Origin of the sequence: Paenibacillus cineris, assembly GCF_018333335.1 — a bacterium.
Classification (GTDB): Bacteria; Bacillota; Bacilli; order Paenibacillales; family Paenibacillaceae; genus Paenibacillus_AQ; species Paenibacillus_AQ favisporus.
Genome location: NZ_BORU01000002.1, coordinates 224,920 through 241,336, shown reverse-complemented (window position 1 = coordinate 241,336; position 16,417 = coordinate 224,920). Strand labels below are relative to the sequence as shown.

At 56.0% G+C, this 16,417-nt stretch carries 13 protein-coding genes; 6 read left to right on the top strand and 7 right to left on the bottom strand.

All coding sequences use genetic code 11. The features are described from left to right. Positions 1–69: 69 nt before the first annotated feature. On the bottom strand, positions 70–1,017 hold the full coding sequence (locus tag KI379_RS21955; protein WP_076173012.1) for a helix-turn-helix transcriptional regulator: 948 nt from the start codon (positions 1,015–1,017) through the stop codon (positions 70–72). A 557-nt stretch (positions 1,018–1,574) separates the two neighbouring features. Between KI379_RS21955 and KI379_RS21950 the strand changes: the two genes are divergently transcribed. The 6 genes from KI379_RS21950 to KI379_RS21925 all read left to right on the top strand — a co-directional run bounded on the left by KI379_RS21950 (position 1,575) and on the right by KI379_RS21925 (position 8,581). Beyond that, positions 1,575–2,465, top strand: coding sequence for a carbohydrate ABC transporter permease (locus KI379_RS21950; protein ID WP_240913327.1), 891 nt, complete (start codon positions 1,575–1,577; stop codon positions 2,463–2,465). Beyond that, complete coding sequence (locus KI379_RS21945) at positions 2,466–3,350, top strand: carbohydrate ABC transporter permease (RefSeq protein WP_089549270.1); 885 nt, start codon at positions 2,466–2,468, stop codon at positions 3,348–3,350. A 179-nt stretch (positions 3,351–3,529) separates the two neighbouring features. Next, positions 3,530–4,915, top strand: a complete 1,386-nt coding sequence (locus KI379_RS21940; protein WP_076173015.1) for an ABC transporter substrate-binding protein — start codon at positions 3,530–3,532, stop codon at positions 4,913–4,915. 269 nt (positions 4,916–5,184) lie between these two features. Beyond that, positions 5,185–6,183, top strand: coding sequence for a LacI family DNA-binding transcriptional regulator (locus KI379_RS21935; RefSeq protein WP_212984913.1), 999 nt, complete (start codon positions 5,185–5,187; stop codon positions 6,181–6,183). 70 nt (positions 6,184–6,253) lie between these two features. Further along, positions 6,254–7,243 (top strand): N-acetylglucosamine kinase, encoded by a 990-nt coding sequence (locus KI379_RS21930; RefSeq protein WP_212984912.1) that lies wholly within the window; start codon positions 6,254–6,256, stop codon positions 7,241–7,243. A 12-nt stretch (positions 7,244–7,255) separates the two neighbouring features. Next, positions 7,256–8,581 carry a 6-phospho-beta-glucosidase gene (locus tag KI379_RS21925; protein ID WP_076173018.1) on the top strand — a complete coding sequence of 442 codons (1,326 nt, stop codon included), beginning with the start codon at positions 7,256–7,258 and terminating at the stop codon, positions 8,579–8,581. Between the two features lie 238 nt (positions 8,582–8,819). Here KI379_RS21925 and KI379_RS21920 read toward each other — a convergent pair whose 3' ends face one another. The 6 genes from KI379_RS21920 to KI379_RS21895 all read right to left on the bottom strand — a co-directional run bounded on the left by KI379_RS21920 (position 8,820) and on the right by KI379_RS21895 (position 16,416). Next, complete coding sequence (locus KI379_RS21920) at positions 8,820–10,019, bottom strand: multidrug effflux MFS transporter (RefSeq protein WP_244879419.1); 1,200 nt, start codon at positions 10,017–10,019, stop codon at positions 8,820–8,822. Between the two features lie 499 nt (positions 10,020–10,518). Beyond that, the gene (locus KI379_RS21915) at positions 10,519–11,352 is read right to left on the bottom strand and encodes a carbohydrate ABC transporter permease (RefSeq protein ID WP_076173020.1); all 834 of its coding nucleotides are present in this window, start codon (positions 11,350–11,352) and stop codon (positions 10,519–10,521) included. Positions 11,353–11,378: 26 nt separating this feature from the next. After that, complete coding sequence (locus KI379_RS21910) at positions 11,379–12,257, bottom strand: carbohydrate ABC transporter permease (RefSeq protein WP_076173203.1); 879 nt, start codon at positions 12,255–12,257, stop codon at positions 11,379–11,381. 194 nt (positions 12,258–12,451) lie between these two features. Continuing rightward, positions 12,452–13,786 carry an ABC transporter substrate-binding protein gene (locus KI379_RS21905; protein WP_212984910.1) on the bottom strand — a complete coding sequence of 445 codons (1,335 nt, stop codon included), beginning with the start codon at positions 13,784–13,786 and terminating at the stop codon, positions 12,452–12,454. 148 nt (positions 13,787–13,934) lie between these two features. After that, a complete protein-coding gene (locus tag KI379_RS21900) occupies positions 13,935–14,753 on the bottom strand; it encodes a response regulator transcription factor (protein WP_076173022.1) in 819 nt (272 codons plus the stop codon). Next, positions 14,731–16,416, bottom strand: a complete 1,686-nt coding sequence (locus tag KI379_RS21895; RefSeq protein ID WP_306433696.1) for a sensor histidine kinase — start codon at positions 16,414–16,416, stop codon at positions 14,731–14,733. The genes KI379_RS21900 and KI379_RS21895 overlap by 23 nt, the downstream gene beginning before the upstream one ends. Position 16,417 lies beyond the last annotated feature (1 nt).

The window sequence follows — 16,417 nt, the reverse complement described above, 5'->3', positions numbered from 1 at the left end:
TTTAACAGAAAAATACTGAAAATTTAATATTCTTTTTTTGGTAAGCCCTTACTTCCCCAAAAATGACCATTATTCGTACCGGGACAGCAGCTCAGCGAGTTTTTCGCGGATCAGACCGACCAGTGCCTGAGGCTCTTTCACAGTCGCATTCGTTCCCAAGCCGATAAAAAATTGGGCGTAAAACGAAAGGTCATGCTCCGGAATCATCCCGTCCACCCAGCCGGTCCCATCCTCACGGATATGCAGCTTGGACTCCAGCCACAATTCTCCCTCGCACCGTTCCACGCCTTCCGGGGTCAGCTCCACATAGCAGCGAAGCTCCGCCGAGTCCTCCCCGTGAAATGACTTCCGATTCCCAAGATGCACATGGCTGAGGTCGGCCGCTTCAAGGCCGGTTGTATCCTCGGCGGCATCCGTAATCCGGTCGCAGCGGAACAGGCGGAAGTCCTTCCGCTGGAAGCAGTACGCCGGGCAGTACCACAGTCCCTGGCTGGCATAGATGCCGATCGGCTGGATCTGCCGAACCGAGCTGCTGCCGCGGGATTCGTAAACGATGCGCAGCACCTTCTGGTTCACGGCCCCGTCCAGCAGCACGGACAAATGGGGTGCACCCGCCCGCCTGGACGGGGTAATAAAGTCGACCCGGTTCTTCATCCGGTCGATCCGGTCGCGCACATCCCCGGGCATGTAGTGGTAGAATTTCTGGAGCGCGGACGAGCTCTCCGTCTCAAACGGGATATGCACATAATGCCGGAGACCGTGCACCGCGAAAAAAATCGCCACCGCCTCTTCCTCCGTAAAGGCGATCGGGGGCAGGATTCGTTCCTTCAGTACTTGGTAGCCGCCATGCGGCCCCACTTCCGAATATAAAGGGACGCCGAGCTCGCTCAGCTCCTGCAGGTCCCTTAGGATCGTCCGGGTGGACACCCCGAATTCGTCGGCCAGCTCCTTGACTTTAAAACGGCGCATCCGGTTAATCGTCATCATCAGGTCGAGCAGTCTTTTCGATTTGGACATGTCGGCACTCCCGTTACTGGATTTGGCGGTACACACCATCGGAAACAAATAGGGTCGGTGACAGACCTTGTCATTATTATAAACGACTATAGGAATCTGCCCAAAACATCGGCACATCCCCGATTCCTCGTACCCCGCCAGGATCATGTAAAGGCTGTCCATGTTCCCGTTATATTAATGTTATATTTCATAACACTTTACTGCGCAACAGTGGAGACTGTGGTCTTGGGCAGGGCTAATAAAGTGAAACATGTCTTTTCTCAATCCGAAAATCACATCGCTAACCGGCATAAACCCGATTTTTCACTTGAAATCATGAAGATTTCCATGTCGAATGTAACCTTTTATAACAGGTAACGCTTACAATACTGAAATTTAGTATTGATTATTTGCAGACCATCCACTATGATAATGGCAACAGGCAGGAGATAAAAGTTAAAGCACTTTAACTTTTAAAATTATACCCCGCTACTATAGATAAATATTTGGGGTTAATTTGTCTCATAAGTTAAAGCGTTTAAACTTTTATAAACTTTGTGAGAAAGGTTGATGCACCCGTGACCCATCGCGAAAGCAGGCGGCAGACGCTGTACATGTATCTGTTTATTTCCCCCTGGCTCATCGGCTTTCTGGTTTTTGCCCTGTATCCCATCTTGTCCTCGCTTTATTACAGCTTCACGGACTACGACATCATTCACCCGCCCCAATTTATCGGCCTGGCCAATTATGCGGAGATGTTCGGCAATGATCTGTTCTGGAAATCCGTCACCGTGACGCTGAGGTATACGCTCATCAGCGTGCCGATCCAGCTGCTGCTGGCCCTTGGATTCGCCCTGCTGCTGAACCAGAAGATCCCGCTGCGCGGATTTTTCCGGACCGCGATGTATTTCCCGAGCATGGTATCCGGCGTGGCGATGTCGCTGCTCTGGTACTGGATTTTCAACCCGCAGATCGGGCTGTTCAACTACATGCTCTCCTGGTTCGGCATCAAAGGTCCGGCCTGGCTTATGAACCCGGACACGGCTCTATACGCCTTGATGATTATGTCCTTCTGGACGGCGGGCTCGGGCATGATCCTCTTTCTGGCGGGACTGCAGGGCGTTCCGGCGAGCCTCGTGGAAGCCGCCAAGCTGGACGGGGCGGGACGCTTCAAAGTTTTTCTCCATGTCACCCTGCCGATGATCTCGCCTGTACTGCTGTTCCAGCTGATTATGGGCATGATCGATTCCTTCCAGGTGTTTACCCAGGCTTTTGTCATGACCCAGGGCGGCCCGAACTACTCTACCTGGTTCTACGTCTACAACCTGTACACCAGCGCCTTTAAAGAGTACCGCGCCGGCTATTCCTCCGCCTTGGCCTGGGTGCTGCTCGTCGTCGTCATGCTTTTTACCGCGCTCGTGATGAAGCTGTCGAACCGATACGTTCACTACGAAGGAGGCAAACGCTAGATGAGTACCCTTCCGGCCGCCGGCCCGCACGCGGACAACGCCGCCCCCAAGCGGCGGCGCAGCACTGACCCCGTAGGCATTGTCAGCTTTATCGCGCTGGTCGTTACCACCTTTCTGATGCTGCTGCCCCTGTTCTTTATGGTATCGACGTCGCTGAAGTCGAAGAAGGAAATGCTGAAGTTTCCGCCGACCTTTCTGCCGGAAAGCTGGCAGTGGAGCAATTACAAGGAGATTTTCGATACACTCTCCTTCGGCACGATGTACATGAACAGCCTGATTATCGGAGTTCTTACCGTGATCGGAACGCTGCTCTCCTCAGCGCTCGCGGCCTACGGCTTTGCCAGATACCGCGGCAAGGGGAGCAACACGTGGTTCCTGCTCATGCTGAGCACGATGATGCTGCCCTACCCGGCCATCATGATTCCCCAGTTCATCCTCTTCTCAAAGCTGAACTGGATCGACACGTTCCTGCCGCTGATCGTCCCGGCGTTCTTCGGCTCAGCGTACAACATCTTCCTGCTGCGCCAATTCTTCTCGACGCTACCTGAAGAGCTGTTCGACGCCGGGCGCATCGATGGCTGCAGCGAGTTTCGCATGTGGCGCCAAATCGCCCTCCCGCTTTCGGGACCGGCGCTCGCCACCGTAGCGATCTTCGCTTTCATCTACAGCTGGAACGATCTGCTGACGCCGGTGCTGTACCTGAGCTCCACCGAGAAATTCACGCTGCCGGTCGGTATGGCATCCCTGACGTCATCCCGCTTCCGGATTCCGCCGTGGCACCTGCTGATGGTCGCCTCCGTGCTGGCCATGCTGCCGATCGTGACGCTGTTCGCCATAGCCCAGAAGCGGTTCGTCGAGGGCATCGTGCTCACCGGGATCAAGTAATGGCACGGATCTATCGGAAGCCCCGTCGTCCCGGCAGTCATCCTCAAGCCCCACCGGGGCGCCGTCGAAGCCGGCATGCAGCAAGCACCTTCCCCACAGGACTAGCAAGCCGGCTTTTACTTCAACAAGTTCAGACAGCAGCAGCACCCATTACATGAAGGCAATGGAGGTATCGTTTCATGAACAAGAACAGGAAAAGATCAGGTTTTGCCCTTCTTCTGACGACGCTAATGCTGGTTGCCGCCGCGCTGTCCGGCTGCAGCGGCGGCAAATCGGCGGGCGATGTGGTTTCCGGAGGCGAGAGCTCCGCAGGGGGCGATAAAGGCGGCACAGTGACGATTACCCACTACACGATCGACTCGGAGGACCGCACGTTCGTCGAGAAGCTGATTCCCGACTTTGAAGCCAAGCACCCGAATATTAAGGTCAAGGTCGAAAAAGCGCCTTACGAGCAGTTTGACAGCAAGCTGCAGACGCTGATCGCCGGCGGCAAGTCCCCGGACGTCACAAGCCATTACGGCTACGGTGGATTTGCGGAATACTACAACAAGGATATGCTGCTGGATCTGACGGACATCATCCAGGAGGACGGCTTCAAGGCCGGAGATTACGGCATTCCGGACAACCTGATGAGTATCTACAAGGTAAAGGACCGCACTTACGGCATTCCGGTCAATATGTATGTCACGCTGATGCTCTACAACAAGGATATGTTCGACGCGGCGAAGGTGCCTTATCCGCCAAGCGATTATGAGGACAAGAGCTGGACGTTCGACAAAATGGTCGAAGACGCCAAGAAGCTGACCGTTATTTCGGACGACATCGCCAAAACCCAGTACGGCGTGGACTTTACCTGGGCTGAGCGCGATAACCGCCCTCTCTACTTCGGGGCCGAGCCTTATTCGGAAGACACCTGGACCAACGGCGGCGTTCCTTCCGCTACCCATTTCGATTCGCCGGAAGTGATGGCGGCGTATAACAAGCTGTTCGGTTTGATTTTCAAAGAGAAGGTCTCCCCGACGACCGAGTGGAGCAAGAGCGTCGCCGGTCAGAACGGTGATCCCTTCGTCGCCGGCAAAATCGGCATGTCCGTCGGCGGTTCGTGGAACCTGGCCGGGGCCAACGATTTTCCGTTCAAAGTGGGCGTAGCGGCTGTGCCTTGGGGCGGCAACGACAAGGTGCGCAGCACGCTGTACGTCGATCCGCTCATGATCCTGAAAGGTTCCAAGCATCCGAAGGAAGCTTTTGAATGGATCAAGTATCTGGTCACCGCCGACGTGCAGGAGAAATCCATCGAGCTCAGCGGAGGCAACCCGCCAGTGAACACGCAGGCAGCAGAAGCTTATTACCAACATTTTGAGGGCGTCGACCCGCAGGATATTAAGAACGTATACGAAGGCGCCATTAAATACGGTTTCGAGTCCTATAACCACCTGATCACAAACTACTCGCAAATCAACGACATGTTCATTAACGAGATGCAGCCGATCGAAAGTGGGCATAAGACGGTGGAAGAGGTTATGCCGACGATTCAGAAGAAGCTGCAGGAGATCATCAAGCGGTAAACGGAAAGTTTGTGGAACATAAATAGAGAAATTTCCCCTTCCATCGTAAAAATGTCCTCCTCGGTGGAGCGGGCCATCATTTTATAATGTAGATATTCGATTCAATTCAATTCGGTATACCTTTTTACGGCATATCGGCGATCGGATGCCGTCCTCTGCGGGGCGGTATCCGGTTTATGCCATCCCATGCTTCGCGGACAGACTTCCGTCCATGTATACTAGGGATAAGTTTATAGGTTCGGAAAAATCTGCCCAAGGAGAAATGAGAGATGAAAGTAAGTATTTTTGACGTTGCCAAAAAATCAGGACTGTCCGTTGTAACGGTATCCCGTGTGTTGAACGGGGCCGAAACCGTCCGGGAAAAAAATCGACAGAAAGTGCTCGATGCGATCAAAGAACTGGGATACCACCCGAACGCCGCCGCCCGGAGCCTTGCCCGCGGGAAAACCGGCATCATCGGCCTTATTGTAACGACCCTGCAGGATTCCTTCTTCGATGCCGTCGTCAAAGAGTTGAACGAAGTGTTAGCGCTTCACGGCTACTACCTGGCCATTTCGGTATCGACGGGCATCGGTTCGGACGAGAGCCATTACCTGATTCAGGAGGACCGGGTGGACGGGCTCATTCTGCTCTCCCCCATGGAAGAAGACAACTATATCGTGGAATTGAAAAAACGCGGCATTCCATACGTACTGATCGACAATCAGAAGCCTGAAAACGACAATTTCTCGGTGACGATCGACAACTTCAAGGGCGGCTATGCGGCAGCAAGCCATCTGCTCGATAACGGATATACGTCCATCGCCCATTTGTGCGGACAGGAGATGTTCCGAAGCACCCGGGAGAGACGCGACGGATTTATGCAGGCGCTGTCAGAACGGGGGCTTGCCCCCTTTGAAATCGTAAACGGAGACTTTGAAATCCGGTTCGGCTACGAAACGGCCGTACGGTGGCTGAAGGAAGGGCAGCTTCCGCAAGCGGTCTTCGCCGGCGACGACAATATCGCCCTCGGCGTGGTGAACGCGCTGATGGAAGCGGGCGTTCAGGTGCCCAGCCAGGTAGCCGTCGTTGGCTATGACGACCAGACCATATCCTCCCAGCTTCATCCGTATCTGACGACGGTACGCCAGCCGGCAGACCGGATCGGCATCGCCGCAGCCGACATGCTGCTGAAGCGGATCGACGGTACGATGAAGCGCGGAGCCAACTTAAAAATCGATCCGGAGCTCATCGTCCGGGAGTCGTCCGTTCCTGGGCGTCGAGCCTGACTTTAGTTACCCGGCTCCGGATCATCATGTACAGCAAAAGCATGAATTGATCATATAGGAGTGACGACTATTGGCTTACTATTTGGGAATCGACGGGGGAGGCACCAAAACTTATGCCCTGCTCACCGACGAGCAGGGGCAAGTGCTCGGCAAAGGCCAGAGCGGCAACGGGAATCACCAGATTGACGCCGCCGTGGCCGCCGAGAGCATCCGGAGCGCCGCTTTCGGTGCCATCGCCGACGCCGGGCTGCAGCTTGCGGACATCCGCCACACCTTCTTCGGCCTGGCGGGAGCCGACCGTGAGCCGGACTACCGGATCCTGCATCCCATGATCCGAAATATGGGCTTCACGGATTATTCGGTCGACTGTGATACCGTCATCGGCCTCCGGGCCGGGACGAAGCGGCCGTACGGGGTCGCCCTCATCTGCGGCACAGGCACCAATGCCGCCGGCCGGAATCCGCAAGGCGAGCATGTGCAGTGCGGCGGCTTCGATTACATGTACGGCGATTTTGGCGGAGGCGGAGCCCTGAACATCGAGGTGTTCCGCTCCGTCATCCGCGCTTGGGACGGACGCGAGCAGCCGACGCAGCTGACGGAGCTGCTGTTGTCCCTGCTGGGCTACGATACCGTCGGCGAGATGTTCGACGATTTCTACGACAACCAGCGCAGCGTGCCCGTAGACGCCGCACGTCTGCTGTTTGCAGCTGCTGCCGGCCAGGATGCGGTGGCGCTGGAAATTTTGAACCGCCAAGGTGTGGAGCTCGGCAAATCGGCCGCTGCCGTCATCCGCAGGCTCGGTATGGAGAACGAGGCCTTTGATGTGGTGCTTGCCGGCAGCCTCCTGACGCGGGGTGACCGCGGATGGATCCGCGGCCCGATTGAGCAGGCCGTCCGAGCCGTTGCACCAGCGGCCTCGGTCGTGACGCTCGCGACGGAGCCGGTCGTCGGCGCCGTGTGGGCGGCTATGGAGGCGGACGGTCTAACGATTCCGGAACAGGTCTATGAGCAGATGCGGCTGTTCCGCGATTTTGAACATATTCACCAAACTACCCGATAGGAGTGAAGGATCATGACTTCAAAGCAGGGGTTGAAAATAGCTGTAATCGGCGGGGGCTCCTCGTATACGCCGGAGCTGGTGGAAGGGTTTATCCTGCATCACCGCGAGCTTCCGGTCCGCGAGCTGTGGCTCGTCGATATCGAGCCAGGTCTCCGGAAGCTGAACATCGTCGGCAGCCTGGCGAAGCGGATGGTCGAGAAATCCGGGCTGCCGATTGAGGTGCATCTGACCACCGACCGCCGCAAAGCGATCGAGGGCGCCGACTTCGTCAGCACCCAAATGCGCGTAGGCATGCTGGATGCCCGGGGACGCGACGAATCGATTCCGCTCAAGTACGGGGTCATCGGTCAGGAAACGACCGGTCCCGGCGGCATGATGAAGGCGCTGCGCACGATCCCGGTCCTGCTCGATATTTGCCGGGATATGGAGGAGCTGGCGCCAAATGCCTGGCTGCTTAACTTTACCAACCCGGCCGGCATGGTCACCGAAGCCATCCTGAAGTATTCCAACGTTCGCAGCATTGGGTTATGCAACGCGCCCATCGGCCTGATCAAGCAAACTTCCGCCAAATACCAGGTCGCTCCTGACCGGGTCTACGCTGAGTTTGTGGGTCTGAATCATCTTCACTGGGTCACCCGCGTCGATGTCGAAGGCGAAGACAAACTCGATGAACTGCTCGCCGATACCGCCGGCTACAGCGCTTCGAATGTGCCGGCCCGCGAATGGAATCCCGAGTTCCTGCAGTCGCTCCGCGCCCTGCCTTCCTATTATTTAAAATATTTTTACATGACGGACGCGATGCTGGAGGAGCAGCTCGAGTCCTTCCATCAGGGCATCAACCGCGCCGAGGTCGTGAAGCGGGTCGAAGAGGAGCTGTTCGAGCTGTACAGCGACCCGGATCTGAAGGAGAAGCCGAAGCAGCTGGAACAGCGCGGCGGCGCCTTTTACTCCGAAGCCGCCGTCAACCTGATGCGGTCGCTCTATAACGGCACCAATGACATCCAGACGCTGAATGTGGCCAACCGCGGGACACTGCCGTTCCTGCCCGAGGACGCCAGCATTGAGGTCAACTGCGTCGTAACGAACAACGGGCCGCTCCCGCTGCCTGTGACGCGCATCCCGCGGATGGCCGTCGGCCTGATCCAGGCCGTCAAAACCTATGAGCAGCTCGCCATCGACGCCGCGGTAACCGGTGACCGCGGGCTGGCGATCCAAGCGCTGGCCCATCACCCGCTTGTGCCGTCGGTCGAAGTAGCCATCAAGATGCTGGATGAGATGCTGGAGGCCAACAAAGAATACTTGCCGCAGTTTTTCGGGAAAACACCGGCTCATCCCTAAGGCAGAGGGATGGTCTCAAGGGATGAGGGGATGACCGTGACGCCTGTCTGCGGAAAGCCCCTTCTCCTTTTCCGTGAAAATAAATGCAGATTGGCAATACTGCTGCTGCAAAGCACACAAAAAAACCTTGAACGGCACGTTCCCGTTCAAGGTTTTTTTCAGTCCGCGCCGCGCAGCGGCACGCAGTGAAGGCGGCCCGGTGGCCGCCTCCCAGCCATGCCCCGCAGCGATCCCGGCGTCACAGCCCTGCCGAGGCGTCCGCCGAGCCGGCTTGGCTGGCACGCGTGTGCCGGCGCACCAGCAGCACGTAGCACAGCACGGCGCCGACGTCCGCGCAGGCGATGACGATGCCCATCGGCAGGGCCGAAGTGCTGCCTCCGATGCCTACGAGCGGGCTGACGATCCCGCCGAAGATGTAGGAGAGCAGCCCGAGCAGCGCCGAGGCGCTGCCTGCCGAGCGGCCGTAATCCTGCAGAGCCAGCGAGGAACCTGCGGTTCCGACGATGCCGACGCAGGATACGACCACGAACAGCGGCGGCAGGATCGCCGCAAGGCCTGCCCCGGCAGCGAGCAGGATCAGCAGCAGCACGCCGCCGATCGTCGCCAGGGTAATGCCGGTCACGAGCAGCTTTTTCTCGCTGACGCGTCCGGCCAACCGGCCGGTGATCTGCCCCGCGATAATGATCCCGAGCCCGTTCGTGGCGAAGATCACACTGAACATTTGCGGGGATACCCCGTAGATTTCCTGCAGCACGAACGGCGAGCCGGAAATGTAGGCAAACATCGCGGCCGATATGAAGCCTGAGCTGAGCGCCAGGCCCATGAACTTGCCGTCGCGCAGCAGCTTGCCGAACGTCTTCACCGTGCCCAGCGTTCCGCCGCCGGAGCGGTTGCCGGGCGCCAGCGTTTCCGGCAGCCCGAGCATGACGGCCAGCAGCATGGCGACCCCGATGGCGGTCAGCACGATAAATACGCCGCGCCACGAAGTCACCTGAAGCAGCTGCCCGCCCAGGATCGGCGACAGAATCGGCGCCGCCCCGTTCACCAGCATCAGCATGGAGAAAAACTTGGTCAGCTCGCTCCCGGAATACATATCCCTGACGATCGCTCTCGAAATGACAATGCCCGCCGAGCCGGCAATGCCCTGGATAAATCGCAGCAGAATCAGCAGCTCAATCGACGGGCTGAAGGCGCACAGCAGCGACGAAACCCCGTACACCACCATCCCGATCATCAGCGGTGTGCGGCGTCCTCTCACATCGCTGATTGGCCCCGCCAGCAGCTGGCCTGCCGCAAGCCCGATGAGGCAGGACGTCAAGCTGAGCTGGGTCAACGAGGCCGTGGTGTGCATTGACTTGGCCATTTCCGGCAAAGACGGCAAATACATATCAAGCGAAAACGGACCGAAGGCCGACAGCGCCCCCAGCACAATAATCATCCAGACCCGGTTCGCGCCCGGTCCGGAACCAGCTGCGGCCGCAGAGCCGCCTGCCTTCGCATCCGTATGTGAACGTTTATTCATAAGTTCTATCTTGTTCCCCCTCTGTGTTCCCTGCTCCGATGCATGGCCCTTATAAAGTAAATTCTCTTCACTAGAAAGATTGAACTAAAGTATAGAGTATCATATTTCCCCCGCAAAATGAGCGGCTTGCCTATATTTCCAGAAGCATCGTCCTCCCCTTCAACCGTCCTCCCCATACCGCTATCCCCATTTCCTTGGCGCTCGTTCACCCCGCCTTTTTGGCAGCTTACGTCTACAAAGAAAAACAGCCTGGCCAAAGAAATTTGGCCACGCTGCGGCGACTTGCTAACAAACACGTTTAACGACATCTTTTCTAAGAAGACAGACCGCGTTTAGCGGAAGTTTTTCCTGCGAGATAAAGATGTTTGCCTGGAAAGTTTAATACTTTCTTATCTCCAAATATAAACACAACCCGTTAACCCTTGATCCCGGACAGCGTTACGCCCTCAATGATATACCGCTGACCGATAATATACACAATCAGCACCGGAATCAGCGCAATCGAGGCGCCGGCCATCATGAGCGTCCAGTCCGTGGAATACATGCCGCGGTACAGGTTCAGCATCATCGGGACGGTGAATTTTTCAGGAGTGTTCAGGAAAATGAGTGGATAGAAGAAGCTGTTCCACATGCCGAGGAACGTGAAAATGCCGAGCGCCGACAAAGCCGGCTTCACCAGGGGCAGCATGATCCGCGCATAAATCGTCCAGCGGTTGGCACCGTCCACGATGGCGGCCTCCTCCATCTCCTTCGGAATGCCTCTGAAAAACTGACGCAGCAGGAACACGCCAAAGGCGTTAAACAGCGCGGCGGGCACAATGATCGACAAGTGCGAGTCGAGCCAGCCGATGCTTTTCATCATCAAGTACAGGGGAATGATCGTGACTTGCCCCGGCACCATCATCGTCGCCAGAAACAGGACGAAGAGGGGCTCCCGGAAAGGAAAGCGGATCTTGGCAAACGCGTAAGCCGCCATCGAGCAGGTGAACAGCTGTGAAGCAACGACGATGATGTTGATATAGAAGCTGTTGAAATACGCCCTTCCGAAGGGCAAAGCCGTCAACGAGGTTTTGAAATTGGACCACACGAACGGATCGGGAATCCATTTGGGCGGCACGATAAACACTTGGGACAGATCCTTGAGCGAGCTGAGCAGCATCCAAACAAACGGCAGTGCCATAATGCACGCGCCGATCAGCAATATAATGTGAAGCAGGACGGTGGACAAACGAAGTCCTCTGGTCTGCATGCGTTCTCCTCCTTATCCGGTCGATTCTAGTCCTCGTAATGGACCCAGCGTTTGGACATTTTCATTTGGAACAGCGTCAGCGCCAAGATCATGATGAACAAAATGACTGCGGTCGCCGTGCTTTTCCCGAACGTAAAGTCCACGAACGCCGAATCGTAAATATGAAACACGATCGTATAGCTCGCTTTCGCGGGCCCGCCGGAGGTCATGACGAACGACTGGTCGAACACCTGAAACGAACCGATGATCGTCATAATCGTCACGAAAAAGGTCGTCGGAGACAGCAGCGGAACGGTTATATTGACAAACTGCTGCCATTTGCTGGCGCCGTCAATCTGTGCCGCTTCGTAATAGCTGGCGGATATGCCCTGCAGCCCGGCCAGGAACAAGACCATATTCCCGCCAAGCCCCATCCACACGCTGAGCATGGCGATCGACGGCATGACAAACCGCGTGTCGGTCAGCCAGCGGGGACCGTCGATCCCGAACCATTCCTTCAAATACAGGTTGATCAACCCGAAATCGGCGTTAAACAGCCACATAAAGACGACGGCGACCGCCACGGACATCGTAATGTTCGGCATAAAATAAATGAGTCTGTAGATCAGCTTGCCTTGTACCCGGTTCAGGCCCACCGCGATGAGCATCGCCAGAATAATGCCCGTAGGCACGGTTAGCACCGTATAATACAGCGTGTTGACCACGGCGATCCGGAAATCCTCATCCTTGAACGTGTTGATGAAGTTATCCAGTCCGACAAACTGCTTCTCCCCCATCCCGTCCCATTTCATCATGCTGAGCACGAAAGCCGAAATCAGGGGAATTAAGGAGAACAGCAGCAGTCCGACCAATTGGGGGAAAATAAAGACGTAGCCCCATATGCCATCCGATGTCTTGCTCGTCATAGCGGTCTTCCGTTTGTTGTCCGGCTGCAAGGCCGGCGCAGAAGCCGTTCGATCGGCCGTCTGATTCTGCATAAACATCCACCTTCCTCTTGCGAATTACGCCTTATGAAGCGCTGGCCGCCAGCCGCCGGCCGGCATGGAAAGAGGGAAGGAACGCTGCGCTGTGCCCTGCGCTCCTTCCCTCCGGAATTTCGTTATTTGCCGTTTTTATAATCGTCGATTTTTTTGTTGGCCATTTCCTGGATGTCTTTAAGCGATGCGTCCAACTCGCCGTTCTTGAGCCACAATGCCTCGAACTTGGAAGTAATATCCGTGCTCAATCCTGGGATGCCGGCCTCGAACGGCGTCAGCGAATAACCTACCTCACGGGCATCGAGGAACAGCTGGGCATGCTCCGGCAGATTGCCTTCCAGAACGACGTCATCCACGCCTTGAACGGACGGTACGGCATTACCCCCGCCTTGCAGACGGAACTTCTGGCCATCCGAGCTCAGGAATTCGGAGTAGAAGGTATAGGCGGCGTCTTTATGCTTCGATGCGCTGTTCATGACCAGGAATGCCGTCGGAATTCCGGCCGGTTCAATCTTGTTCCCGGTGTTCGTCGGCCAGGTCACGACATCGTACTCCAGGCTGGAGTTTTTCTTGAACAGCGGCAGATACCAGCGTCCAGCACCGACGAACCCGACTTGGTTGGACATAAACATGGCGTCACCGCCCTGCCCCTTCGGCAGCGTACCGGCAAACGTAATATTTTTCTCCTTCACGTTATCGTACAGGAACTGAAAAGCTTCCTTCGACTTTGGATCGTCATAGCCGATGAACTTGCCGTTGTCGTCGTAAACTTTGCCGCCGTTGGATGTTACCCAGCTGTAATAGCTGTTCCAGGAGTTATCCAGCACGTATCCATACTTTTTCGAGTCGCGGATTTTCTCCACCATGCCTTTGAACGCGTCCCAGGTCCATTGACCCTTCGCCTGAAGATCGGCCGGCATCTCCGTAATTCCCGCGTCGTTCAGCACTTTCTTGTTGTACCACAGCACCATCGGATTGCAGTCGACCGGCACGCCGTAGATTTTGCCGTCACGCTTGGCCGCGCCCCACAGCCCTTCGAAGTAGTCGTCCGGTTTGATTTTGCTGTCTGCCGCCGTCATTCTCGGCGTTACTTCCTCGATGCTTTTGTTCTCAATCAGCTTCACGACGAAGCCATCGCCGGCATAAAACACGTCAGGGGCGGTTCCCCCCGTCAGCTGTGTCAAAATTTTCTGGTCGTATTCCCCCGGAATCGGAATCAGCTCCGCCTCAATGTCCGGGTGCCTCGAGTTGAAATCTTTCGTAAACTCTTGGAAGCGGGTCAGCTCTCCGGGGTTCCCCCAGGTCGCCCATTTAATCTTGACCTTCTCCCCGCTGCCTTTGCCGTCTTCCGCCACCGCTCCCTGGTTATCGCTGCTGCCGCCACCCGATCCGCATGCCTGCAGCACAACCGACGCCAACAATACTACCGCTAGCAAGGACTTTCTGAGCTTCTTCATTTCTTTACTCCCCCATTCAAAAGAGTAGTCATCGGATTAGCACCTTGGTGTGAAAACGCTTACGTGATTATTATAAAACGGCGCCCTTCGCCTTTTGAACGGCACATATTTCCGAAATCGTGTCATGTTTTCCTGTGTTTTGGACACCTCACCTGCGCGGCATGCCCTGGAATTCAGCCGGCGTCAGTCCGACGACCTTTTTGAACTGCTTGCTGAAATGCTTGGTGTCATTGAAGCCGGACATCTCCGCGACCTCATATACCTTCAGCGTTGGATTTTGCAGAAGCTCCTTGGCCCGGTTCACCCGCAGCGTAATCAAGTAATCGATGAAATTATGTCCGGTGACCCGCTTGAACATTTCACTGAAGTAGTTGCGGCTGACGCACACCTTGTCGGCAACCTGCTGCAGAGAAATCGACTCTGTAAAATGCTCCGAAATATACTCGACCGCCTGCTGGACGATCCGTTGGTGCAGCGATTTATCCGGAGGCGGACAATCCGCAGGGAGGGGCAGCGGCATCACCGCAACCGCCGGATCTGCGCTGTTTTTTTCTTTGTACTGCTCCAGAATGCGGTGATCCTCCTTCTCCTTCTGCAGGCTGTGGCGCATTTCGTACAGCACCGTTTTCAGCGATTCCGCACTCAGCATCGGCTTTAAAATATAGTCAAAGGCACCCAGCCGGATCCCCTCGCGGACGTACTCGAAGTCGCTGTGGCAGCTGAGCAGGAGCACCTTGACCCAAGGACAGATTTCCCTCGTCCTGCGCGCCAGCTCAAGCCCATCCATGACCGGCATGGCAATATCGGTAATCAGAATGTCGATCTCCTTGCTTTCGACCCATTTCATCGCCCGCTGGCCGTTGGAGGCTTCTCCCACCAGCTCGAATCCGTTGACTTCCCATTCAAAAGTAGACCGAATCCCCATTCTTGCGATGGCTTCATCATCAACCAACAGCACTTTGTACATCCTGATCCCCCTTTAAATTTGAAAAAGTAATCGTGACCTCCGTCCCCTGCATGAGCTCGCTGGTCACGCTGACCCCGTATCCGCTGCCGTAATACAGCCGAATCGTTTGGTGCACATGGCGCAGCCCGATGTTGGTCATCCCCCGGTGATGATGGGCACGCTCGTCGGCGAAGATGTGGGCCAGCCGCTCTTCGCTCATACCTACACCGTCGTCGGCGATGCTGACGATGATCTCCTCCCCCTCTTGCCGAGCACGGATCTCAATCGTGCCTGGTTCGTCTTTGGGCGCGATGCCGTGGAAGACCGCGTTCTCCACGATCGGCTGCAGCAGCATGCGCGGAATCGGAATTTGCTTCAGCTCATCGGGACAATCGATAAGCAGGGTGATGGCATTGTCATACCGGTACCCTTGAATGACCATGTATTTCTGCAGCAGGTCCAGCTCCTCGCCTAACTGGATAAAGACGCCGCTGCGCCCCATACTGACCTCGAGCAGCTGGACGAGCGAGGTGACGGCCTGGTCGACATCGTTCGTACGGTTCAGCTTGGCCAGCCAGCGGATCGAATTCAGCGTGTTGTACAGAAAATGCGGATTGATCTGGTACCGAAGCGCCCGGATTTCGGCCTTCTTCTTCTCGGATTCCTCCTTGGCAATCCGCTCGATGAGCAGCTCGATCTGTTCGATCATCTTGTTAAAGCTGCGCCCAAGCTGGCCGATTTCGTTGCGTCCGACGCTGCGGCTGCGGATGGTCAGGTCGCCGGCTTCCCCTTTGCGCATCAAGCGGCTCAAGTTGACGAGCGGATTTCCGATTCTGCGTGTAACGTAGTAGCCCATGCCGATCGCCAGCACGATCGAGCAGAGGGTAATTAACACCGTCAGGTTGCGGATGCTGGCTGAATCGGCTGTCATCTCCTCCAGCGGCACGACGCCGACGACACGCCAGTCGTTGTCGAGCAGCTCGGGAATCATCAGTGTGTTCCGCCGCCCTTCGCGAAGCTGCGTCTTCCGGGCCGGCAGCGGCAGCTTCGACGTTTGGCCGTACTCGTCCGGGTCGGGATGGTAGAAATACTGATTCCGGTCGTTGACGATGTAGACGTATCCCGTATCGCCGAATTGAACGCGGTTCAGCTCATCGATCAGCACGTTCCCCATCACCTCGACAAACATGACGCCGATAATTTCGCCGGTCTCCCAGCTGCGGATAGCCCTGCCGAGACCAAACACCGGGAAGCCCATCCCGGTCTTTTTCAGGTATGAGGTTTCGGAGAGCCCAAACCATACGGTATTGCCGTTCGCCTTCAAAATGGCTTTGTACCAGTCGGAATCCCACTGATTCGGAATCGACATGAGCGAGTCTGCGCTGAGCACCGAGTTTTTGCCTTTGACATCAAAAATATAAATATCGAGAATTTCCGGTGAATTGATCATAATCGAGGTCAGCATATCTTTACCGTCCTTCACCTTGAGCGTCGTTTCATAGGCGTTGTCGCCCTGCCTTTGCTCCAAAATGTTGTGGACGATTTTGCTGTTTAATACCATCATCGAGGAGTCATCCAGTTTCTTAAAAAACATGTTCAGCTTGTCGCTGACCTGCACGATCGTTAGCGCGGCCACCTTGCTGACCTGCTGTTCAACGATCAAGGACGATTTGTGGTAGGACAAA

Coding starts and splice junctions, on each gene's coding strand:
- KI379_RS21955 (WP_076173012.1), bottom strand. CDS start 1,017: ATGTCCAAATCGAAAAGACTGCTCGACCTGATGATGACGATTAACCGG.
- KI379_RS21945 (WP_089549270.1), top strand. CDS start 2,466: ATGAGTACCCTTCCGGCCGCCGGCCCGCACGCGGACAACGCCGCCCCC.
- KI379_RS21940 (WP_076173015.1), top strand. CDS start 3,530: ATGAACAAGAACAGGAAAAGATCAGGTTTTGCCCTTCTTCTGACGACG.
- KI379_RS21935 (WP_212984913.1), top strand. CDS start 5,185: ATGAAAGTAAGTATTTTTGACGTTGCCAAAAAATCAGGACTGTCCGTT.
- KI379_RS21925 (WP_076173018.1), top strand. CDS start 7,256: ATGACTTCAAAGCAGGGGTTGAAAATAGCTGTAATCGGCGGGGGCTCC.
- KI379_RS21920 (WP_244879419.1), bottom strand. CDS start 10,019: ATGATTATTGTGCTGGGGGCGCTGTCGGCCTTCGGTCCGTTTTCGCTT.
- KI379_RS21915 (WP_076173020.1), bottom strand. CDS start 11,352: ATGCAGACCAGAGGACTTCGTTTGTCCACCGTCCTGCTTCACATTATA.
- KI379_RS21910 (WP_076173203.1), bottom strand. CDS start 12,257: ATGACGAGCAAGACATCGGATGGCATATGGGGCTACGTCTTTATTTTC.
- KI379_RS21905 (WP_212984910.1), bottom strand. CDS start 13,786: ATGAAGAAGCTCAGAAAGTCCTTGCTAGCGGTAGTATTGTTGGCGTCG.
- KI379_RS21900 (WP_076173022.1), bottom strand. CDS start 14,753: ATGTACAAAGTGCTGTTGGTTGATGATGAAGCCATCGCAAGAATGGGG.